Source organism: Novosphingobium sp. ES2-1 (assembly GCF_015169775.1).
GTDB lineage: Bacteria > Pseudomonadota > Alphaproteobacteria > Sphingomonadales > Sphingomonadaceae > Novosphingobium > Novosphingobium subterraneum.
On the sequence record NZ_CP063447.1, the window covers coordinates 106685 to 128395 of the forward strand.

A 21711-nucleotide genomic window follows, 5' to 3' on the forward strand; every position below is an offset into this window, starting at 1 on the left:
GTTGTTCTTCGCAGGCATAGGCGCATCTTCTAGCTGGAGGTGGTTGCTTGTCGGACGATACCTACGACGTGTCTATTGTCGGCACTTTTCAGCAACTAACTGAAAATAGACGCCTTTTTATGCTTGTAGCACACCTCGCCCCGTGTCACGCTTTGTGCCGCGCATAGTGCCGCGCGGCACATTCTGCACACGCTTGCAAACACAACATCGCATCACCAATTGCAAGCGCGCTTGGTTTGTATCGCGCTTGTATAAGCAATCTAGCGTTGTACGGCACATGCACATGTAAACATGCGTGTAAGCTTGGAATCACACCCACCAGCACGTGACTCAGCGAGCTCACACGCGAGGTCCACATCACGTGTCAATTCGAGTTACACAGTGACCACGCAAGCGAGCGCAAGGTTGCACGCATAACCCAATGCGCATTGCAAAGCAGTCGGTGCCACGCTAATGACATCGAACAGCAGTGCGCCAGTGCAAGCGAGCGCAGGGGCCGGAACGAGAGGCAAGTGTGCCAGTAGTTACAATCGCACAAAGCAAGGGCGGAGCGGGCAAGACGACGTTGGCGCTCGCCCTTGCATCGGAGTTCGACGCACTGGGCGGAACCGTCCACATGTTGGACGCCGATCGCCAGAACAGCCTGATGAACTGGCATCGTGACCGCCAAGCCACGGGCAAGGGGGAGGGGAGCCGAATCGTCGTCGAGGATGCCTCACAGCTGCGCGATGCCGACATCGGCAATGCCATTGCCCAAGCCAGAAGCCTTGCCCAACTGGTTATTGTGGATTCCGAAGGGACTTCGAACTTCAAGACGGCCTATGCCGCGATGGATTCAGACTTCGTCGTCATCCCAACGCGCTCGAGCCGGCTCGATCTCGAACGCACCGTAGAGACAAGCGACATGCTCACGCGCATGTGCCGGGGCGTCCCATTCCGGGTCCTCATCACCCAGACAGGGCAGGTGGCGCGATCCAAGGCGGAATGGGAAATCGATGCCCAGATAGCAAATGCACTACCGACGTTTCCCGAGAAAATGCATATGCTCGATGCATACCGAGCAATGTCAAATTTCCGCCTGACTCTTGCCGAGGTGGAAACTGCGGGTCTGGCCCGCGCCGAGAAGGCAAGGCGTATAGCCCAAGCCATCCTCGCGCAGATCCTGACGGCAATTCAGACGAAGGACAGCAACAATGGCTGACGCTGGACGCGACACACCAAACCCCCTTGGCGACATCATCGGCCAGACCCGCCAGCGTCTTGCGGGCGAAGACCCGGCAAGCTTGCTCAAGTCGCTTGTCGCGGCAACAGCGCCAACACCTGTCGCTACGTCGCCCGCTTCCGTTCACCAACCCGTGCGGCCCCAACCGTCATCGCCAAGCCTGCCTGGCAACTATTTCCCGCAGATTCCGGCCGATTTGAGCGTTACGCCAAAGCGCAAGCCGGTCAGGGGACCTGCGCGAACGCTGCACATCAGCATGCGCCTGTCTCCGCCTGAGCGCGATCGCCTGGTGCGGTGGTGCGACGCACGCAACCTCAGCCTTCCGGACGGAATTGTTGCATTGCTCGATCTCGTCGAAAGCGAGACGCAAGGGGAGGGCTGACACCAGCCGGATGTCTCCTGAAGGGCCTGGGCGTGCCGATCGCACCCCATGGCTGGCGCTTTATGTGAGGGAAGGGGGGGTCAAGCCTTTCCACGGACCCTGACGAAACCGCGGCAGAAGCCTTCGAAGGACTTGTACAATGCCTCGCCTGCAAGTTTCTCCAGTCGAGCCCCCATTTGCTCACGATAAGCCTGCGCCACCAGGTCCTTGTCCCAGCCCCCTCCGAAATCACCCAGGATCGCAAGCAGGCGATTGTCCCCGCAGAAATGCAGCGAACCTTCCGGGAAAAGCTGCCGGTTTGCCCGCGGCAGCGGAGCCTTCCTTGGTTCACGGGACTTTGCAGGGGGAAGGGGAGGTGCCAAGGCTTCCAGAGTCTCGGTTGTCCCTTCGCGTCTGGCACGCCGACCGACCTTAGGCCGGTCAAGCTCACGCGCTGCTTCCTCCTGCGCCGAGGAATCCTTGGGCATGAATGTCATCTTCACCGATTGCACAGGACGGCCACGCCCTGAGCCACGAATCTCCTCCCAATCGACCGTGAAATCGGCAAGCTGATCGATCTCGGCCTTCGACTTTGCCAGGACCTCCCGGCGCAGCTCGGCGAAGTTCTTGAGACTTCCCTCAGGCACGCCGATCCTGCGACGCAACTCCTCGACGCTCATGCGCACCGTGCGATTCTGGCGATTGATGATCAGGCAACCCAGATCATAGATTGTCAGCGAATAGCGTGACTGCAGCGCCAGCATCACGCCCAGGTTCACCCGCGCATAATAATCGGAGCGCTGGATGACACGCTTGAAGTTCTCCGAGAATTCGAACTCAACGACGCTCAGGCCATCTTCGGAGACTTCCTCAACACAGCTGGCAAGCAGGGACTGCGACATGATCGCCGGCTTGCCCTTGCGCGTCGTCGTGCGAATGCGAACGATAACCCGCAGCAGCTCGTCCATGACCGGCTGAATGCGCTCGTTGCCCTTGTGCGACCCGCGCAACTCCTTCTTCGTGATGGTGAATGTCTTGTCAGACCCGGCGTCCGGCCCGGCCTTGCGCAACATCAGCGCAAAGGCCTTGCGCGCTGCCGCGCTGAGCGAACCGGTTTCAAATTCGGATTCGACAAGCTCACCGGGCTTGCTGACAAACTCGAGATCGCGCCTGCGGATTACATCGGCAACCCTGAGTGTCCGCCCGAGACCCTCAAGATCCTCTTGCAGCTGCAGCTCTTCCGTGGCCGAATCGACTTCCATATGAGGAGCGTAACATCACCTCCTCTCAAAGAGAACATCCCCCCGATCCCTCACATAGACACCCCGGATCGAACACGGCCCTGTTTTGCATGTCAGGAACGAACGTGCACGCCAGGCATCCCCCAAGAACCCTGGAGGATCACATCTGCTACCAAGAACGTGCCCCCCGTAACCTCATGTAGTCGCCGCAACGCTCATGACCCATGAGCCCTGCGCTGAGGGTAACGCCCTGTTCTGTCTGCATCAAACCAGCACTGGGGTCAGGATCGTGTCCATCCCCCAAGACCTCACATTGTCAGATACACCCCCGGTTCCTCACATAAACCTTTCTGCTCAAGGTCCCCTGGGCTCGGCATCCCATCGCACAGTCGCGGTCACAGGTGCAGTCCAAGCCCCCGCGTGCTCATATAAAGACCGCCAGCACGATGGCTTCCCCCATAACTCATGGGAAAAAACGTTCTCAGGCGAGCTACGGACAAAAAATCGACGTGTTTGAAAGCGATACCTCGCACTTTGGAGAAGGCAATTGCAACTCCCCCAAGACCTCACACAATCCCCCGATTCCTCAAGACATCGCCCCCACCAGCACATGCTGAAGCCCCCAAGGCCTCATCCAGTCGCCCCCGCAATCTCACAATGACTCGGACAAAAGCACGATAAACCGGGCTTTTTGGAGCTCCGAATCCTTGAATCTGGAATCAGGAGAAGACTCCCCGAGCAATGCTCGGGCATCTTTATCACTGGATTCCCGACAGGAGACAGTACCGTAAGGGACGTAATGCTGCCGCGCACAAAGCCGATCAGCATCGCAGGGCAAGCGTGACAAGGTCGGCACATAGTTTGTCAAAGCCTGCCGTCCCGGGAACATATGACAGCCTTTCACCGCCAGGCAAAGCCGCCAAGCTCGGTTCGGGACGATCGGCGTCGCAGGGCAGGCAGGTGAGCTCGAACTCTTGCTTGAGCCCGTCGCGGCACAGACGGCCAGCAAAAACCTGTGCTGGACCATCTGCACCAAGCTGTCGAGCAATCTGCAGTGCAGTGCCGTGGCAATCGAGACGCTCCATGATTGCAGCAAGACAATCCAGCATATCCCGCTCGTGACTGCAGGCGAGGGGGGTGAACTGGTCGCGGCGCCAAACCGGCACCACGGCAGCAGACTTCGGCTGCGGGATGCCCGACCAATCGAATTCTGCGCATACCAGCGCCAGAAATGGCCCTTGACCCACCGGCATCTGACCCACCGGCATCGCGTGCGAAACCGATCCGCTGACACCATCGCGAAGATCAATTCGTCTGCCTGAACGAAGATACAAAGCGCGGGCGTTTGCTGCCTCGACCACGATCAGCACGAAAAATCGCGGGGCGCGCGCGCCGATGGTCGCCCAGAAGGCGCCAGACAAGGCTCTTGGACCGATGAACAGGCAGTCACGCAATTGAACGCTGCCCGCAAGATAGAACGGTGCAGCAGCGCCAAGCAAACAGTCCATCTGGAGATGCGCCCCGCGTTCGGCGAGAGTTTCGATATCGAGCCGACCCATCCTCGCGCTGGCCAACAGGTCCATCAAGCGCAGGTACAAGGAAGAACGAACCGGTTGCCTAGCCGCGACAAGGTCAATTTCGGGTCCGGTCTCAAAAGGGTATCGACCGCACGCCATTGCAACACACTCCGTGCCGACCCATCCTGGCACTGCCAAGTGCAGCACGACGATGCCATTTTCACCAAGGAAAACAAGCAGGTATGTACCTGTCAGGTCTGGCAGGCTTAAGGTGCCATGCAGGCAAGCTCAGGGCACGTCGTCCCGGGCAGGCAGGTCCTGATCAGGCAAGGAAAACGATGCCGATCTTGCCTTTCAGGATCATCGCACGGCCTGCCCTGCGGGATTACGCCAAGGATGGCAGTGGTATAGCCTGGGGACTCAGGATGCCGCCAGATCGATCAAACGATATGCCACCTGGGAAAAGGCGAGTGCGAAAATCAGACCGAACTCCACAAAGAGCAGCAAGTTGCCTTGGCGAGCACACCTGCAGGTGCACGAACGTTGGGAATTGGACTCTACCTCGCGAGCTTTCGCAGGTGTAGCTGGCAGAACTGGAGAATCTGCTTCGATCATCGGTACTCTCGCAGTGGAGATTGCACCTGCTTTAACCCATCAGCATGCTCGCACAGGCCGGCCAAGTTGGCAATACGGTGTCGTCGCAGCACTTGATGCTCGATCGTCTATCGCTAGCGAGCGGGCGATGGTCGGGTAGCGATGGACTGCACCGCTCGAGCGCTCCTGGTGCGCTAACAAATGGGCATTGCCGACACAAAAAATGCCGCAGCGACACGGGAGGACGCTGCGGCCAAACTCCGATCGGCCCACCTTACAATAAGGATTTGGGGCGGGTGGGGCGCCGATCGCTCGGGTCGTTATCTACACTCCGCTCATATCTTGCCACAACTTTCGCCCCGAAACTGGTTGAAGGTCGAAGCAACCGGATTCGCTCCGCCAAGGGCTCACGACCAGCCTGGTTCGTAGTCCCTAGTTCGTCGGCCTGATTGGTCGGCATTGCCGTTTACATGAGGGATCGGGGGCACGCTCCGCCAGCATCGCCGCTCGCTGCGGCGCAGGGCTGGAAGGGAGCGGCAGAGCCTGTCACGGCAGGGGAGGAGAGGGGGGTGGCAAAGGGCATGAAACGCTTTGCTCCAACGCCACGCCTTCAGAGCCTCGTCCAGCGTCTTGGCGGGCGATGGTACGGTGACTATGCGATGTGTCGCTGTCCTGCACACGATGATCGCATCCCGTCCCTCTCGCTCCGCCAAGGTCAACGTGCCATTCTCGTGACGTGCCATGCCGGTTGCCCAAGAGAAACGGTCGTGCGCCTTCTAGGCCTTGACCGCGGCCCAGTTAGCGGTGTCCTGGCCACGCCCCTGCCGAACGTCTGCCATGTGACGAGCAGTGCCGCGCTAGCCCTCTGGAGCCGCGCTGGGACTGTCGAAGACACGCTTGCAATGCGTTATCTTTGCGACTTGCGCGGCTTTCCCCGGACGAGCGTGAGGGCCCTGCACGATATCCGCTATCTCGAACGGTGTCCGCTCGGGTCGGGCAAGTCTGCGTCATACCGTCCGGCCTTGCTTGTCGCCATGCGAAAAGCGGATCGGGTATGCGCCATGCAACGCATCTTCCTCGACCCGCAAACCGCTGCATGTACCGGCAAGTTCGTTCTTGGCCGGGCTGTCGGCGCTGCCTGGTCCAATGGCCACCCGAGCTCGGTGATGGGTATCTGCGAGGGCTTCGAGAGTGCAGCTGCCTTCACCTGTCTCACCGGAATTCAGGCCTTTGCTACCATGGGAGCGGCGCGCTTCCACCAGATCGACTTGCCGCAAGGTCTTGAGCGGTTGATCCTGCTGGCAGACAATGACCGGGAGGGGCATCGCGCCCAGAGGAGGGCATCTCGCACGCTTGCCCGGCCAGGCCTCGACATCGAAACCTTATGGCCGCCACGGGGCCTGAACGACTGGGCTGACGCCTTGAAGCAGTAGGCAGCATACAGGCTTGTGTTCGCGCAGGTCGTGCGAGTCTTTCGCGCCCGTTGCAAGAAGCGATCGTCTCTATGTCAAAAGGACAATTCCCCGGTTCCTGGAGGAGGGGCGGTGGCGACATGGTCGCGACGGCGCATTGCCGTAACCCTCTTACAGGTTCAGCCACTGGTCGACGATCAGGCTGATTGGCAGGATGATAGTACGGAGTCAGGAGCAGGGAGGCCCATGGCCGGATCGAGGCACCGCTTCCTGGCATTCTGGGACCATCGAATCTGCTGAATCTGCCAACGTAAAAATGGCCCTGCTTCCAGGCTTCAGGAAGCAGGGCAAGGCAAGGACAAGGCCAGTCGATGCTGCTCTTGAAGTTGCAGATCCCGGTCTGTCCCCCGCGCAAGCTTTGCGTCCCCTTTCCGAGGATTTCGGCATGCACTGGGGCAAAAAGCAAGTATCCGTGCGGTGCGTGATCTGCAACAACTGGGCTACGAACCCCTGCTCATGGCCGCGAGCTCGGTTCAGGGCACGAAGCAAAAGTCATTCTGCCACCATACGGTCTCAGGACGTTTCGTGCTCGGTTGTCGGGCGACATCGTGCATTGTCCGCGAGCGCTTCAAGGGCATGCTCGATATAGATCGCAGCCATTTTCATGCCCATGGCATCGAGCTGGCGCTGAATCGCCTGCAGGGCCTGTGCAAGCTCTTCAGGGCGGTTTGGCTCATTACATGGCGTAGGCAAGGTCGAATACCGGATTGAATTGCGCTGCCATGTTCTCCAAAACCTCTGAAACAGTGCCCAGCCCCCGATCGGTCAGGCAGAGCCAAAAGCGCCGACGGTCGTTGATGTCAGGCTGGCGAATGACCAGTCCTCCATCGTCGAGCAGTTTCAGCCAGCGCAGCGAGGTTGCGCCAGCAAGATTGGTAAGGAGGGTGATGTCAGTAATGCTGACCCGGACCCTTTCGCGTCTTGCGATGTAGAGTTCGATAAGAATGCGCCAACCAGGATTGCATGCCGGCAGGATTGGCAGGAGCTCCTCCCGCTTGGCAAAGTTCTCCTTCAAGGCTCGCGCGATCGCAAGGGCGTCGAATTGATGCGAGGTAGGGACTGCCCGTGGCACGTGCTGGGGCTCGAGCAACTGTGTCAAGATCTTGCTCGCTATCCCGATCTGCACTTTCTCGGCATGGTTCATGGCGAGATGCTCTTCCTCTTCCCGTAGTTCTGGCAAGCCTGCTCGCACACCATCGCAACCTGGTCATTGCGATCGATCAAAGTTGGCAAGGCGCAGTGTCGGCACGGCAAAAGGCCAATACCGCTGCCACGTGCCCGATGACGATCGTGGACCTGCCTCCCGCACCGTTGCGAAATCTGCTCAAGCCCCGGACGAATGTCGCCCCCTCCCAGTTTCGTATTGGCACGCGCGTTGGTAGCACGAGCAGGTGCCAGCGGGCTTCACACACTGCTTGCGAGAAGCTGACTTACCGCCTAAGCGACAGGAATGGCCGTTTATTTCCACGAAGAAGACCTTCCCGAAGGCGTGCTTGCGCCCGGTGCCGTCGCCGTCGATACCGAGACGATGGGGTTGATCACGCCGCGTGACCGCCTTTGCGTCGTGCAGATTTCGGACGGGCAGGGCGACGAACACCTCGTCCGCTTCTCACTGGGCAGCAGCTATGCGGCGCCCAATCTGAAGGCCGTGCTGGCAGACCCTTCGCGGGTCAAGCTGTACCACTTTGCGCGGTTCGACCTTGCCGCGATCGAGCACTACCTCGGCGTGGTCGCGGCGCCCGTGTTCTGCACCAAGATCGCCTCGAAGCTGGTCCGGACTTATACCGATCGCCACGGCCTCAAGGACCTGGTGCGCGAACTGCTCGGAAAGGAAATCTCCAAGCAGCAGCAGTCGAGCGACTGGGGTGGGCCGGTGCTGTCCGATGCGCAGCAGGAATACGCCGCATCCGACGTGCGCCACCTCCATGCCATGCACGCGATCCTCGTCGAGCGTCTGGAGCGCGAGGGCCGCACCGCGATGGCGCAGGCCTGCTTCGATTTCCTGCCGATGCGGGCCCGGCTCGACCTCGCAGGTTGGGCAGAGCGTGATGTGTTCAGCCACGAGTAAAGTGGCAAAGGACAAGGGCGGGCGATGACTGTCGCGGCAGACACGATTCGCACACAGCGTCGCAGCTTTGCAGCGCCGGGCGGCTTTCATGACCGTCTTGTCCATTTTCTCGCGCGCGGCTTGCCAGCGCTGGTCGGCGCTCTGCTGGCTGTCATGATCATTACGCCGCTTTCGCCACGCGGCGAAATCAGTTTCCTGCTGGATCGTCGCAAGGTTGCGATGGTCAATGAACGCATGCAGGTTTCGAGTGCCATGTATCGCGGGCAGGATGATGACGGTCGCAATTTTTCGATCACCGCAGGCTCGGCAGTCCAACGAACCAAGGCGCAGCCCATGATCGAGCTGGATCAACTGACCGCGCGGATCATGCTGGACAATGGCCCGGCCTTGCTCACTGCGGGCAGAGGCAACTACGATTTCGGGAAGGAGATCGTGGATATCGCAGGCCCGATCAATGTCCAGACTTCGGACGGCTATCGCATGACTGCGACGAACGTCGACATCGATCTTGGCAGCAAAACCCTCAAGAGTCGCGGGCCTGTCGAAGGGCGCATTCCTGCCGGGACCTTTTCCGCCGATCGGATTAGCGCCAATCTGAACGAGCGTACGGTTGCGCTCGAGGGTAATGCCCGCCTCCGCATGGTACCGGGCAGGATGCAAATGCCATGAGCAGGACACCGATGACCAAGTATCCCCTGACAACGCGCGAGATCATTCGTTCGGCCCGTCCGCTGCGCTGGGCCGCTATCGGTTTTGCCGCGTCGGCCGCGCTCATGGCGGGTGGTCAGCATCTTTGGGCGCAGGGCATCTCGGGACATGACAGCAATGCGCCTGTGAACTACGCGGCAGATCGCATCGAGGTGCAGGACAAGACAAAGCGCGTCGTCCTGTCCGGCAACGTCGACATCACCCAGTCGGATTTGCGCATGCAGGCCGCCCGGACAACCGTTGCCTACAGGAATGCCGGCGACATCCAGATCGACAGGATCGATGCGACAGGAGGTGTCATGGTCAACCGTGGAGGTGAAAGTGCGCGCGGCGATGTTGCCGTCTACGACTTCAACCGCAACATCATCACCATGACAGGGAACGTGGCGCTCCGTCGCAACGGCGATACGTTGAACGGCGGGCGCCTGGTCATCGATCTCGATTCTGGCCTTTCGAGCGTCGACGGGCGATCAGGTGGCGGTAGCGGCGGCCGCGTCAGCGGAACTTTCAACGTCAAACGCAGGAACTGATCAGCTTCATGCTCCACGCCCGACGACCGGAGGAAAGTGCGAGACCATGTCCCAGAAGATCTGGTCCGGTTCGGAGCGGCGATTGAAACGGAAGGCAAATTCTCCGAGATAGAGCCACAGGTTGCCTCTTGCGAAATGGCCGTGCCCAGCTGCCATGACCCTGCGGAAATGCATCCAGAAGACAAGTATGGCGTTGTCGATCCCGGAATACCGGGAGGCGGGCTCGATCGCGAACGAGCGTGCCAGTCCCCAGTTCGACCGAAACTGGTTGAGGCGCGCATGCTCGATGCGGTCGCGATAGACCAGGATCGACCCGGGCCGCACCTTTGCCCGGACGATAGGATGGATCGTCGAGGGCCTGCGATCTGCAACAACGACCGGTACGACATGGGATGCGTCGTGAATTGCCATGACCAGCACGCTACGCGATTGGATACGACTGCCTCGCGCCCCTTTTATCCGCTGGAATGACAGGCCGACGGGTTCGCTCGGCCCACCCAATTGCCTTTCATCCTCGAGCAGAGCCATGTGCTGTCGAATGCGTTTGCAGATGATATGGGCGCTGCCCCCGGTCAGGCCGAACATGGTTTGAAGGAAGGCGCGGGAAATCCCGCTACGGGAGTTTGCGAAGTAGACCATCGCCATTATCCATGACGTGAGAGGCCAGGTGCTGCGTTCGAACAACGTGTCCATTGTCACGATCCGGTGGAAGGCCTGGCAGCACGTGCCTGAATACGTGCCAATTCTTTTCGTGGGCACGAGTTTGACCGGCCTTGCGCATGTCGGGCACAGGCTTAGCTCTTTCTCGCGACACCTGAACAGATGGGCGACTATTGCCTCCTCGCTGCCCAGGCATTGCTCGACCTGACGAAAACTGGTGCCGCTGCGGTGGCGAGGTGCGCTGACGGGGCGCAGCTCCGCGATCCCCTGTAAAGATGGGCAAGCCGCTGCTTGTGCCACGTCAATGGCCCTCGTCGAGTTGCAATGCCGGCATCAGGCCGAGTTCGAGGTCCATCTCCAGATAGGCCCTGGGATCGTCCGGGAAGGCAGGAAAGTGCGACACTGCATCCCAGAAGGTCTCGCGGCTCCTCGTTCGCCTGTTATAGACAAAATTGAACGCGTTTATGTATTTCCATGCATTCTCACGGTCTATTCGCAGGTACGTCAGGCGCAAGGTGCGCTTGAGATGCCACCAGTAAGTCTCGACCTGGGCCTGGCAGGCTCCGTTGCTATTGACCCAGATCCTGCGATGATGATTGACGACCTCATGATGCCACCCTCGCCGGTGCAGGCCGCGATAGCCGGCAAAGCCGTCGGTCACGAGTATGGATCCAGGCCTGACGACGTGTTCGATCAACGCGACGAGCGTCGCTGCGCGCCTGTCAGGCACAATCGCCGTCAACAGGTCCTGACGCGTACACAGGGCAACCAGACTGGCCTTGTTGGGCCGGTTGCCCGTGGTCAGGACGCCGCGCAGCAAGGCCTCGTCGATAAAGACCTGCTGGCCAGGACCGCCGATGCGGTTGCGACCGGTCAACATGGCGAGGTGGCAGCGGATCCGGTCGCACAGCGTGAAAGCGGCGGGATGGGAAATGCCGAGCAGGCGGCGGGTGAGCGATGCGGAAAATCCGACCTTGGAATTTGTGAAATGCAGGAGGACCAGGAAGAGATCGCGCAAGGGTAAGCGACTGTGACCAAACAAGGTGCCCGCCAAGGGATAGATCTCCGCGTTGCTGCAACACCGCGCGGTGAAGCACGAGCGACCCTTGCGTCTTGACCAGCGGGCGGGCCGACCGCACTTCGGGCAGGGATGGCCCTGGCCAAAGCGCATGTCGAAGACATGGCGGAGACAGGCAGCATCATCGGGAAAGACCTGATTGAACAGGTCGAGGCTTGTCCCCACGATAGTCTCTTTGGTCGAGGAAATCACCAGCGGACGCCAGCCAAACGGCACCTGTCCGTAAAGGTGCTGATCCGTAGTGTCCGCGCGGCCGCAAGCCTCGCGACATTGCCGAAGAAGCATTTGCACGACTCGTCCTCGCGACGAGCCGGGCGGTTCGTCGCGCGTGAACACAGGGAAAACGCGCCCCGCGTATTCCCCATGGGTGTTGTATTTCGCAGGCCACCCGACGGAGTCGGAGCCCGTGTTCGACCGCCGGTTCTGGCGGATCCACTCTCACGACGAAGATCGAGCAGACACTTGACGATAGCTTGCTGGAGCAGGATTTCAAGTTCTCAGGGGCCGCCGCCTTGCCGCGATACGGCAAGGCCGTTCGCACTTGGCCCTTGCCCGGCTCGCGTAGTCGCACGAGGATCGCAACGTCGCATGAAAGGCGATGCCAGTTCCGATGTACCGCGTGATTCCGGCTGCCCCGCGACCGACTTTGTCGGCAGCGTCAGGCATTATGAGTATTCTGACGCCAAGCAATAGCAGAAGCTTCGGCCGTGGCAGGGGGTGTTATGGCGCTGGCACGCAATGATAACAGGTGCGCCGCCCAGGTGCTTCGACAGACATCGCCGCTGCGCGGGGCCAGTGCCTTCCTGGACCTGCTCGATGGCCAGCCAAGCCCCCGCTAGTACGGCAGCCGTCCTGCTCGGCGCTCGAAATATCGGCAACCCGCGTGATCGAGGGTGCCGGTCATATCCACTGGAACGCCCATCTCAGGACGATGTTGAAAGAGGAAAAGCTCTTGGCTAACATGCTTGTTACTGGCGGTGTCGGCTTCATTGGCGGCAACTTCGTTCGCTATTGTAGCAAGCAAAATCCCGACGATACGATCATCGTGCTCGATTGCCTGACCTATGCCCGCAACCGTTCGACCATTGCCGATGTCGAGCAGACTGACCTCGTCGTCGGTGACATTGGCGACACAGCGCTTGTCGAGAAGCTGCTGCGCGAGCAAGGTGTGGCAACGCTCGTCCATTTTGTCGCTGAAAGCCACATCGATCGCTCGATCACGGGGCCCGACGCCTTGATCGAGACGAATGTGATCGGCACCAGCAGCCTGCTCAAGGCCGCGCGCATGTTCCGGCCATGGGATGCGCACGCTCGCCCAACCCTTGCCACACGGTGTGCCGCCCAGGTGGTTTGGCGTGCCCAGTGTCTCTTTACTGTCGAGATGCAGGCACCCTGTCGGACCCGGCACAATGCCGGAGACCATGCCCCCAAAACCTCACATAGTGGGGTTTGAGCTTGCCGTTTGGGCGTTGCAACTGCCTGACAAGCAAAGGCGGGTGAAACCAGCCACTTCATTCGCGCAGGCCTGAGGGACGCACCCGAGACAGACGCCCAACCGGGACATTACGCGCAAGGCGGAGCGAGCCAGGATTACACGCTGCGAGCGCGCGTTCCGTGCCCCAGGGTCCTCCCCCGAAGGCTTGCCGCGGTCAGCTGGCGCAGTTCGGGCCCGATGTGACACACCTGGGGCTCGGACACTTCTGCTGTCTCGCGAAACGCAAGAGAACAGGGCAGCTATCTCATCCGTGAGCCCCGACAGGCAAGTCGCCTGCTTAGTGCGTCAGGGCTGTGCCGCTTCAGGCTTCGCAGGCTTGCGGCCACGCTTGGCCACCGGTTTGACGACCTTGGTTCCGGGCTTGCGCCCCAGCCCGATCGCCTTGGCGAGTTCCCGGCGCTTTTCGGCATATGCCGGCGCCACCATCGGATAATCGGCAGGCAGGTTCCAGCGCGCACGATATTGTTCGGGCGTCATGTTGTAACGGTTCGCCAGATGGCGCTTGAGCATCTTCATCTTCTTGCCGTCTTCAAGGCACACGATGTAGTCGTTCTTGACAGATGCCCGAACCGAAACCGCAGGCTCAGGAAGGGATTCGTGTACCTCCTCAGGCTTGTCGAGACCTGCAAGAGCGTTGTAGACGTTGGCGATAAGCGCAGGGAGGTCGCCCACTGCGACGCTGTTGTTGCTCACGTGAGCGGAGACAATATCCGACGTCAGTGTGACAAGCGTTTCGCGATTGGCAAGATCATCTTGCATTTCAGTCAGCTCCCTTTGTGCATTGCAGCCCCGAATAATTCGTGAACTTCTAGCGCACGCTGACTTGCAGGACCAGCCCTTCCTTATCCGCAAGGATGATCGGCTGCGGATTTATTCAAAAACCGGAAAAACAAGGTTAATAAATGGTTGGACAATGCACGAGTATAAGCATGTCCACGATATGATCATGTCGTCAGGAGACCGAGAAATTCAATAAAATTCGGAAATTGCTTCCGCTCATGCAAGACCCTGAAAATCGTCGTACCCAACCACAACCATACCCGGGGACCGCGATTGGTGTCTGTGCTTAACTGCTTGCAGATTTGGCAGGAATGGGTTGCGCGGTAAATCTGGTCCCGATGCATCCAGTGGATGGCTCCATCACCCTTTTTCATAGCCGCCGCGAAGTTGCCTGGAGCAGGCCTTTGCCTGCGCATCGTGCGCCAACTGCGCGGATGTCAGCACCGATACCCGCGATCGAGGCGCTGGTTGGCAAACCGCGCAAGACACCACCGCAAGCCTCGGTCCCGCCAGCGAAGGCCGGATTGGGCAAGAAGGGCGGCAAGGGTCGCCAGTTCATTGTCACCATGAGTGTGCGGACCGAACGGCGGCCGGAGGGCGCCAGTCCACAGGATGCCGCCCAGGTCCCAGTATTCGGGCGGGATGCAGGAAACCGGTTGGTTACCGGGAACCTGGCCCGTCTGTCGCTCGAGGCCGTTCAAGTGAGCAAGCGCACATTTCTGCGACCCTGGTGTGATTTTCTCGCAAGCAGCTTTCGTGTCCCGATGGCATCGCGATTTTTGTTGCATTGCGGCAACACGTTGTTTTTTCGCGACATCGCATGCCCCACTTTGCGGTTGTCCCAGCCGGACAATCCTCAGATGGGCGCGCCGCCGCGGTCTCGGAAAAACGCAATCAGAACCGCGATATGCAAGAATGGGGAACATCATGAAGAAGATCACGATCGCGCTCGCAGCCGTTGTTGCAGCTTGCGCCACGCCTGCGTTTGCCGAGGCTCCCTCGGGCGTCCGCACCGAAGTGCTTGTTGGCTGGGATCGCGTCTCGCTCGACCTGAATGACTTGGGCCTTGGCACGTACAGCGAAGACGGTGTCGGTTTTGGCTTGGCTCTCGGCTATGACATTCCGACCACCGGCAACGTCGCCTTCGGCGTTGACGCTGAAGTCTCGGACTCGTCGACCAAGTACGTTTATGACGATGGCGTCGATCGCGCGGTGATTTCGACCGGCCGTGACCTCTACGTCGGTGCTCGCGTGACTGCCGCGGTCAACCCGAAGCTGAATCTCTATGGCAAGGTTGGCTACACGAACGCCCGCATCAAGGGTGAGCTCAACGGCTTCAAGGATGGCGAGAACGGTGATGGCGTGCGCCTTGGCCTGGGCGCTCAGCTCGGCCTCGGTGGCAACAGCTACGGCCTGCTCGAGTACCGTTACTCGAACTACGAATCCAACTTCTCGCGCAACCAGGTGCTCGCAGGCGTCGGCCTGCGCTTCTGATCACTCCTGAGTGAACGGACTGGGGAGGCCAGCGGCGCTGTCCTCTCCATTTTCTGTGGTCTTCTCGGCCCGATCTGGATTTATCTGCAAGGCTTGAGGCTCCTGCCACGCGTCGGGCAGATTGCAGGATTGAAACCATGATCAACCAAGCAATTGCCCTTGCCAGGTTTTGCAAGAAGTCCTTGCGAGGCGGGTGCAGGGCATCTCTGGGCTTGCATTGAGCATGACCGCCATCGGCCAGCGAAGGGTGCGCCACCGGCAATGGCAGCCAGCACACACGGCCCTCTGTCTCGGTCCATTTGCGCGCTTGCTCGCAACATAGGCCTTGAAAACCGCCGCAGATGGAGCAGCGACCCAACCGTTGCGAGGGACGCAAACCAGTGCGGTAAATCATCATGGCGGTACACGGTGCAGCAAGAAGAGGATGGCCTCGTTGATCTGCAGTACGGGCTATTCATGCCGATGCGCCAAACATGAATGGCGGTGAAAAGAACGGTTCGAGGAGCCGCCGCCGGGCATCGGTCAAGCGCCTGGTAAAGCCAAGTCAGCGCAGGTCACACCGCGCCTGAGCAGGAACCGCCCCTATCGTTCAACTCCCGAAGTCTTTAGCCAGGCCATGCCGATGAACGACCCGGGGCTGATGTCGGATTGGATGATCGATAGCACCCAGCCTGGTGGCGAATTCGGTTCTCAGGCAGCCACCAGCAGCACTGCCAAGGCAGGAGTTTATGGTTGCTGCATCGTTAACGCGATCTTAGGGGCACTTGCCTAGACACGGTTGGCAGGAGGGCATTGCGGCTTTGCCGAACGCATCAGCGCTGCGGTTCTGCCGAATGCCTTCCGAATTTCGTTTGCACCTGCGGCGTGATGACCGTCGTGTCCCGCAAGGTGGCGCAAGGACTGTCGCTCCACGCCGGGACCGGGTTCGGGTCAGGCAGCCAGAGCTGGCAGGCGGACAACGCGATCACGGCTCGCAGAGCCGAGAATCTCCAGCGTTATGGAGCGGCGGGATACCGCCTCGTTGTCATTGTGCTCCAGCATCTGCTCCCCGATAACGCGTATTCATCTTGATGCCGCCATCTGAGGGAACAGCGCGGCAATGGCCTCATCGCATCGCGAGACAATGGCAGCCTCAGCAAGTTCCTCGATGGGCGCTCGACCTTCGGCATCCATCCGCCTCCCGAGCTCTGCCATCTGATCCTGGTGTTTGAATGGCGTTGTCCGGGCAAAGGGCAATCTTCACAGCCCATGCAGCCTCTTGCAAGATACAGACACACCTGCGCTCATCGGGAAAGTGCGTGCCAGATCATGCGATGGAGCGGCGCGTTGTGATCCAGCACACGGACTTGCCTGCCTGGGTCCAATAACCGTCTTGCCAGGATCTGCCCGCGGTAAAAATGAGCTCCTGGAAGAGTTTAGCTGATTGCATCGTTCGCAAGGGCAAGGGCAAGGGCAGGGGCAGGGGCAGGGGCGGCAAGGCCGCACCAATTGATCCGGCTCTGCAACGGCGATTGCACAGGGTGCGGCAAGGCCTCACGCAATATGACCTTGTCCAACGAAGTGCAGTGGAGCCATTCGCACAATCAGAGCGGCCGGTTACACAAGCGCCCGGGCTGCTCAGGCGAAAGGCCATTGCCCAAGCGTTACCCGGTGCCGGAATTGTCAGGCACGCACCTGTCGCTCTTCTCGGCGCCACCGAGTGCCAGGAAGGTATCGAACGCTGCCAGCCGCAGGCAGATGTGCTCGTGAAGACTGATCCGGATTGTGCGGGCGCTTTCATCGTTACATTGCAGGATGGCACCCTGATCGGCAGGATCGGCGCAAAGAGTGCACTTGCGAGGGCTATTGCCAACGCCGACGCGGTGCTTGCTGCCAGGATCACCAGCATTGGCGCAGAAGACGGCAAGGGGCAACTGCTGGCGCCTCGAATTGCAGTGGTCACCGGACCAGGCGATGCCCGACCGGACATGGCCTGGCTTGAGAATCACCATGTCCATTCCGTCCAGTTGTCAGGGGAACAGCACTTCCAGACTGCAATCCGCAAGCTTGCTCTGGGCGAAGGTGTCACCCTCACGTCGGTGACGGCACATGATCACGGCGAAGGTGCCACTGTTGCCGTGAACAGGCGCGGTGAACCGCTCGGATACCTGCCAGCCGACTCCAAACTGCGTGATGGCGTCAACAATCTGAACGAGGTCGAACGGGCAGAAGTCAAAACTGTCTGCATAGGCAGCGGCGGTTTAAGGACTGTTTTCCTCGCTGTGCACATCGGTGCCCTCGACCGGACACTGCGTGTTGCGGGAAGCCGGCCGAAGCGACAGGTGTGCCCATGCTGATCGGGCTGGACAGCGGCAGCGAAAAGCACAGGGCCACGGACCTGACGCAGATGCCTGGCGTCTCCGGCTAAGCCACAGATGCTGGCGTAACGCGGCGCAGGTTGAGCCTGACATCACGGAGATTGCGTCCTTACCCGATTGGGTCGCAATTCTGGTGCGCCAGGTTGCCATGCTCGAGGCTGGCGGCTCATCGGTTCGGGGATTTCTCAACGGCTCTGCTGCCGATCTGGGCATCGGCAAAGCGTCCTTTGCATTCAGCACCCTTCTTTCAGGCGAGCTGTGTCAAGCCGTCGCGTCCCGGTCGAATCTGCAGGCTAAAGCGATCTGCCAGGGATTTGCCCGGGTAAGGCGCGGGGAGGGGAGGGGGAGCGGGCAGGTATGCCGCCTTGTCGGCTTCAGGCCTTTGCAGCAATTCCCGGAGAAAACCATGACCCTAACTCATGCTCGCGCCAGTGCCATTATGGGCGCAGCGCGCACCCTTGCCGATAGACTGCTTCTTGCGGGGTCGATCAGCAGGGCCACTCTCACCCAAGCCATGACCAAAAGCGCAGGCGGCAGCGATTTCCAGGGCGCGTGGCAGCAGCGCGACAGTTTCGAGGCCCTGGAAGTCGCACTTTCCCTTGCCATTCCGACGCTCGTGGGCCGGATGGAGGTGGCAGCTGCAATCAGTACGCTCGAGGCGATTTCCCGAGCCTTGCCAACGCACACGGTGCGCAGCGAGGACCAGATCCAGTTCCAGCAGTTCTCGACGCCGCCGGCGCTGGCCAGGCTCGCGGTTCATCTGGCGCGGCTTTCCGGCGATGACGTGTTGCTGGAGCCGAGCGCGGGCACCGGGATCATCGCTTCGCTTGCCAAGGGCACGGTCAAGGACCTGATCCTCAACGAACTCGAACCCACCCGCGCGGACCTGCTCGAGACCGTGTTTCCGGGCACGAAGGTCTACCGCCACGACGGCGCGAAACTCGGCGCGCTGCTCTCCGGGACAGAACGGCCGAGCGTCGTTCTGATGAACCCGCCGTTCTCGGTGTCGCAATCACGTGGGCAAGATCAGAACACCGCCGCTAGGCACTTGCGTGCTGCGCTCGACCACATGCTGCCGGGTGGCCGGATCGTCGCGATCATCCCGGACTGGTTCTCGCCTTCGGCCAAACACGGAGAAACCTTTCGGCGCACCCTCGAAGGCGCACGGGTCGTCCTGTCGCTCCGCCTCGACAAGGGCGGCTACGTCAAGCACGGCACCGGTATCGCGGTCCGCATGCTGGTGATCGACAAGGTGCCAGGCGAGATCAGCGTATCCACGATCAATCGCGGCTCGGTCGGCGAACTCTTCGCCGCGCTGCCAACCGTGCCACCTCGGGCGCCATTGCGCGACCCGACGCAGGCGGCAGCGCCCCGACCCAAGCTCAGCCTCTTCCGCTCGGTGAAGACCGGTCCAGCCCGGCCCGTGATCGTTCGAACTCTGCAGACCAACGACGTCCGCCCTGTCGCCTACGAAGTCCTGGACGAACCGGCCGCGATGGGCGAGCAGCGCGGGGTCTATGCCGACTACCGGCCATCCCGCGTGGTGATCGCGGAAGCGGGCGAACATCCCACCCACCTCGTCGAATCCGCCGCCATGGCTTCGATCGCCGCGCCGAAACCCAGCTACGTGCCCTCGCTACCCGAGCGGACCGTCACGGCGCGGCTGCTCTCGGCCGCCCAGCTCGAAACCGTGATCTACGCAGGCGAGGCCTGGAGCCGCGATCTCCATGGCCGCTTCAGTCATCCTGACGGCGAAGTCGCGCTCAAGGAGGACCCGGACGGCAAGCTCTACCGCACTGGCTTCTTCCTTGGCGATGGCACTGGGGCAGGGAAGGGGAGGCAGGCAGCGGCCTGCATTCTCGACCAATGGCTCAAGGGCAATCGCCGTCACATCTGGATATCGAAGAATGCGCCGCTGCTCGAGGACGCGCAGCGCGACTGGACCGCGATCGGCGGATTGCCGTCCGACATTCTCGACCTTGCTCGCTGGAAGATCGGCGAGGAGATCACCGCGCCCGAGGGCATCCTGTTCGTTCCTTATGGCACGCTGCGCAGTTCGAGGGTGGAGGATACCCGGCTTGACCAGATCGTTCGCTGGGCCGGTGAAGACTTCGAAGGGGTCATCGTCTTCGACGAGGCCCACGAAATGGGCGGCGTCGCCGGCGGGGAAGGGGGCTTTGGCCAGAGATCCGGGGGCCAGAAACAGGGCTCGCTCCAGGGCATTGCCGGGGTGCTGCTCCAGAACATACTGCCGCGCGCCCGGGTGCTCTACGCTTCGGCCACCGGCGCATCGGACGTCAACAATCTTGCCTATGCGGTCCGACTTGGCCTGTGGGGCCCCGGCACCGCATTCGCAAACCGCGAGCAGTTCATCAGCGAGATCCGCGACGGCGGCATTGCCGCGATGGAACTGGTGGCGCGCGACCTCAAGGCCTCCGGGCTCTACCTCGCCCGGGCATTGAGCTTCGCCGGAATCGAGTACGACATCCTGCGCCATGACCTGACCACTGAGCAGATCGCGGTCTACGACACCTATTGCGAGGCCTGGACGATCATTCACCAGAACCTCGAAGCGGCGCTTGAGCTCACCGGCATCGTCGATGGGCTTGAGAACAGGACGCTCAACAGCGGCGCCAAGGCGGCCGCCCGCAGCCGGTTCGAGGGGACCAAGCAGCGCTTCTTTGCGCAGGTCCTGCTCTCGCTGAAGCTGCCCTCGATCTACCCCGCGATCGACGAGCATCTGGCAAACGACGAAAGCGTCGTGGTCCAGTTGGTCAGTACGGCAGAATCTATCCTCAACCGGCGGCTGAACGAGCTCGATCCCTACGAGCGCGAGGCGCTGGAACTGGACCTGTCGCCAAGAGAGGCGATAGTGGACTACCTCACGCGCGCCTTCCCGACCCGGCAGATGGAGGAATATACCGACGAGCTCGGCGACGTGCGCTCGCGGCCGATGTGGGACGAGGCGGGTAATCCGGTCCACAACCCGCAGGCCGAGGCCGCGCGCGCCGACCTGATCGAGCATATCTGCGCCATGCCGCCGATCCCGACCGCGCTCGATGCCTTGCTCGAGCACTACGGGGTGACTGCGGTGGCCGAGGTGACAGGGCGCAGCAAACGCCTGGTCCGTGATGGATCGGGCCGGCAGCGTCTCGAAAGCCGCTCACCCCGGACCAACCTTGCCGAGACCACCGCGTTCATGACCGGGGCCATCTTCGATGAGTTCCTGACCCTTGTCGAAACCTGCGTCTCGGCCGCCAAGGAAGCCGGGACCTTCGATATCGGCGTCGAGACCGTAGCGGTGGAAACCTGCGAGGTGCTGTCGGACACGGTGATCCGAACCGATTCCGTGACCGGCGCGACTTCGCACCTCCTTGAACTGTCTCTGACCCAGCGGCGCAAGGTCCTCTCGTTCGAGCGCGTGCTCAAAATGGCATCACATGAGGAAGAGCCCCTGTTCCTGCGCAATGACAAGTCGGGCAAGGTCGCACTCGGCATCGCGGCGCCCTCGCACATGGACGAGGAGGGCCACATGATCCGCCGCTTCGAACTCGTGCGACCGCTCCGCAGCGAGTACCTGCGCGCTGACCGCCTCCACGAGTCCGCCTGGGAGCCCGTCACCAAGTCCACGTTCAGTGCGCTATGGGAGGAAGAATACGCCGCCGACGAGAGCCAGCTTGTGACCGAGACCGTCTATCTCGCAACGGGACTACTCCTGCCAATCTGGGGCGCGCTTCCCAAGGAGGATCTCACAGTCAATCGCATCGTCGACAAGTCCGGCGCCTCCTGGCTTGGGCGGCATGTCCAGGACCTCTACGTCGATGCTACCCTCGAGAAACTCGGGGTTGCCCGCAAGGCGCAGACCGATCCCGCCAAGATCGCTGCTGCAATCATGGGCGGGGGCACATGGAAGGCCCCGCACCCCTTGGGCTTCACGATCCGCACAGCCCGCGTGAACGGTTCCCGAAGGATCGAGATTGTCGATGCCGAAGCTGCGCGCATTCCCGAGCTCAAGTCTCAGGGCTGCTTCACCGAAATCATAGCCTACAAGACCCGCGTGTTCGTGCCGATGGACGGAGCAAGCGAGATTCTTTGGAGGATCATCGCTTAGTCGTTGGCCTGCGTCACTGCAGG

Annotated in this window: 16 protein-coding genes and 1 pseudogene; 11 read left to right on the plus strand and 6 right to left on the minus strand. The window is 60.9% G+C overall.

Annotated elements, in window-relative coordinates; translation table 11 throughout:
* Positions 1 to 514: 514 nt before the first annotated feature.
* Entirely contained in the window at positions 515 to 1201 is a 687-nt protein-coding gene (locus IM701_RS18600; protein WP_039338275.1) for a ParA family protein, read from the plus strand.
* The gene (locus IM701_RS18605; RefSeq protein ID WP_039338273.1) at positions 1194 to 1604 is read left to right on the plus strand and encodes a hypothetical protein; all 411 of its coding nucleotides are present in this window, start codon (positions 1194 to 1196) and stop codon (positions 1602 to 1604) included. Before IM701_RS18600 ends, IM701_RS18605 begins: the two co-directional genes overlap by 8 nt.
* Positions 1605 to 1684: 80 nt before the next feature.
* Here IM701_RS18605 and IM701_RS18610 read toward each other — a convergent pair whose 3' ends face one another.
* Positions 1685 to 2845, minus strand: a complete 1161-nt coding sequence (locus IM701_RS18610) for a replication initiation protein (protein WP_193828988.1) — start codon at positions 2843 to 2845, stop codon at positions 1685 to 1687.
* An 800-nt stretch (positions 2846 to 3645) separates the two neighbouring features.
* Positions 3646 to 4194: a hypothetical protein gene (locus tag IM701_RS18615; RefSeq protein WP_193828989.1), complete on the minus strand. Its 549-nt coding sequence runs from the start codon at positions 4192 to 4194 to the stop codon at positions 3646 to 3648.
* 84 nt (positions 4195 to 4278) lie between these two features.
* On the opposite strand from IM701_RS18615, the gene IM701_RS18620 reads away from it, so the two are divergent.
* Complete coding sequence (locus IM701_RS18620) at positions 4279 to 4611, plus strand: hypothetical protein (protein ID WP_193828990.1); 333 nt, start codon at positions 4279 to 4281, stop codon at positions 4609 to 4611.
* A 1091-nt stretch (positions 4612 to 5702) separates the two neighbouring features.
* The gene (locus IM701_RS18625; RefSeq protein WP_230487954.1) at positions 5703 to 6368 is read left to right on the plus strand and encodes a toprim domain-containing protein; all 666 of its coding nucleotides are present in this window, start codon (positions 5703 to 5705) and stop codon (positions 6366 to 6368) included.
* 715 nt (positions 6369 to 7083) lie between these two features.
* Here IM701_RS18625 and IM701_RS18630 read toward each other — a convergent pair.
* Positions 7084 to 7551, minus strand: coding sequence for a MarR family transcriptional regulator (locus tag IM701_RS18630; RefSeq protein ID WP_052242741.1), 468 nt, complete (start codon positions 7549 to 7551; stop codon positions 7084 to 7086).
* Between the two features lie 306 nt (positions 7552 to 7857).
* Here IM701_RS18630 and IM701_RS18635 point away from each other — a divergent pair, with 306 nt between their 5' ends.
* Genes IM701_RS18635 through IM701_RS18645 form a run of 3 tightly spaced genes read left to right on the plus strand, consistent with a single transcriptional unit; the run spans position 7858 to position 9713 of the window.
* On the plus strand, positions 7858 to 8475 hold the full coding sequence (locus IM701_RS18635; RefSeq protein ID WP_193828991.1) for a ribonuclease D: 618 nt from the start codon (positions 7858 to 7860) through the stop codon (positions 8473 to 8475).
* Between the two features lie 24 nt (positions 8476 to 8499).
* Complete coding sequence (lptC, locus tag IM701_RS18640; protein ID WP_062344511.1) at positions 8500 to 9144, plus strand: LPS export ABC transporter periplasmic protein LptC; 645 nt, start codon at positions 8500 to 8502, stop codon at positions 9142 to 9144.
* 11 nt (positions 9145 to 9155) lie between these two features.
* Positions 9156 to 9713 carry an LptA/OstA family protein gene (locus IM701_RS18645; RefSeq protein WP_174544621.1) on the plus strand — a complete coding sequence of 186 codons (558 nt, stop codon included), beginning with the start codon at positions 9156 to 9158 and terminating at the stop codon, positions 9711 to 9713.
* A gap of 6 nt (positions 9714 to 9719) precedes the next feature.
* Here IM701_RS18645 and IM701_RS18650 read toward each other — a convergent pair whose 3' ends face one another.
* Both IM701_RS18650 and IM701_RS18655 read right to left on the minus strand, forming a co-directional pair.
* Complete coding sequence (locus tag IM701_RS18650; RefSeq protein ID WP_156452043.1) at positions 9720 to 10673, minus strand: transposase; 954 nt, start codon at positions 10671 to 10673, stop codon at positions 9720 to 9722.
* A gap of 1 nt (position 10674) precedes the next feature.
* Positions 10675 to 11427, minus strand: coding sequence for an IS1595 family transposase (locus IM701_RS18655; protein WP_193828992.1), 753 nt, complete (start codon positions 11425 to 11427; stop codon positions 10675 to 10677).
* Between the two features lie 976 nt (positions 11428 to 12403).
* Between IM701_RS18655 and IM701_RS18660 the strand changes: the two are divergent.
* A pseudogene (locus IM701_RS18660) lies at positions 12404 to 12736 on the plus strand (GDP-mannose 4,6-dehydratase); the annotation flags it as partial.
* A 495-nt stretch (positions 12737 to 13231) separates the two neighbouring features.
* On the opposite strand, the gene IM701_RS18665 reads toward IM701_RS18660, so the two are convergent.
* Positions 13232 to 13705: a MucR family transcriptional regulator gene (locus IM701_RS18665; RefSeq protein WP_039338254.1), complete on the minus strand. Its 474-nt coding sequence runs from the start codon at positions 13703 to 13705 to the stop codon at positions 13232 to 13234.
* 948 nt (positions 13706 to 14653) lie between these two features.
* Here IM701_RS18665 and IM701_RS18670 point away from each other — a divergent pair.
* The 3 genes from IM701_RS18670 (at position 14654) to IM701_RS18680 (ending at position 21688) form a co-directional block, all read left to right on the plus strand.
* Entirely contained in the window at positions 14654 to 15220 is a 567-nt protein-coding gene (locus IM701_RS18670) for a porin family protein (protein WP_039338320.1), read from the plus strand.
* A gap of 1745 nt (positions 15221 to 16965) precedes the next feature.
* Positions 16966 to 17556: a hypothetical protein gene (locus IM701_RS18675; protein ID WP_193828993.1), complete on the plus strand. Its 591-nt coding sequence runs from the start codon at positions 16966 to 16968 to the stop codon at positions 17554 to 17556.
* A gap of 427 nt (positions 17557 to 17983) precedes the next feature.
* Positions 17984 to 21688 carry a strawberry notch-like NTP hydrolase domain-containing protein gene (locus IM701_RS18680; RefSeq protein ID WP_193828994.1) on the plus strand — a complete coding sequence of 1235 codons (3705 nt, stop codon included), beginning with the start codon at positions 17984 to 17986 and terminating at the stop codon, positions 21686 to 21688.
* The last annotated feature ends 23 nt before the right edge of the window (positions 21689 to 21711 follow it).

Bases quoted from the DNA above. Each gene is read 5' to 3' on its own strand.
- lptC (WP_062344511.1), top strand. From the start codon at position 8,500: ATGACTGTCGCGGCAGACACGATTCGCACACAGCGTCGCAGCTTTGCA.
- IM701_RS18630 (WP_052242741.1), bottom strand. From the start codon at position 7,551: ATGAACCATGCCGAGAAAGTGCAGATCGGGATAGCGAGCAAGATCTTG.
- IM701_RS18610 (WP_193828988.1), bottom strand. From the start codon at position 2,845: ATGGAAGTCGATTCGGCCACGGAAGAGCTGCAGCTGCAAGAGGATCTT.
- IM701_RS18670 (WP_039338320.1), top strand. From the start codon at position 14,654: ATGAAGAAGATCACGATCGCGCTCGCAGCCGTTGTTGCAGCTTGCGCC.
- IM701_RS18635 (WP_193828991.1), top strand. From the start codon at position 7,858: ATGGCCGTTTATTTCCACGAAGAAGACCTTCCCGAAGGCGTGCTTGCG.
- IM701_RS18645 (WP_174544621.1), top strand. From the start codon at position 9,156: ATGACCAAGTATCCCCTGACAACGCGCGAGATCATTCGTTCGGCCCGT.
- IM701_RS18665 (WP_039338254.1), bottom strand. From the start codon at position 13,705: ATGCAAGATGATCTTGCCAATCGCGAAACGCTTGTCACACTGACGTCG.
- IM701_RS18680 (WP_193828994.1), top strand. From the start codon at position 17,984: ATGACCCTAACTCATGCTCGCGCCAGTGCCATTATGGGCGCAGCGCGC.
- IM701_RS18605 (WP_039338273.1), top strand. From the start codon at position 1,194: ATGGCTGACGCTGGACGCGACACACCAAACCCCCTTGGCGACATCATC.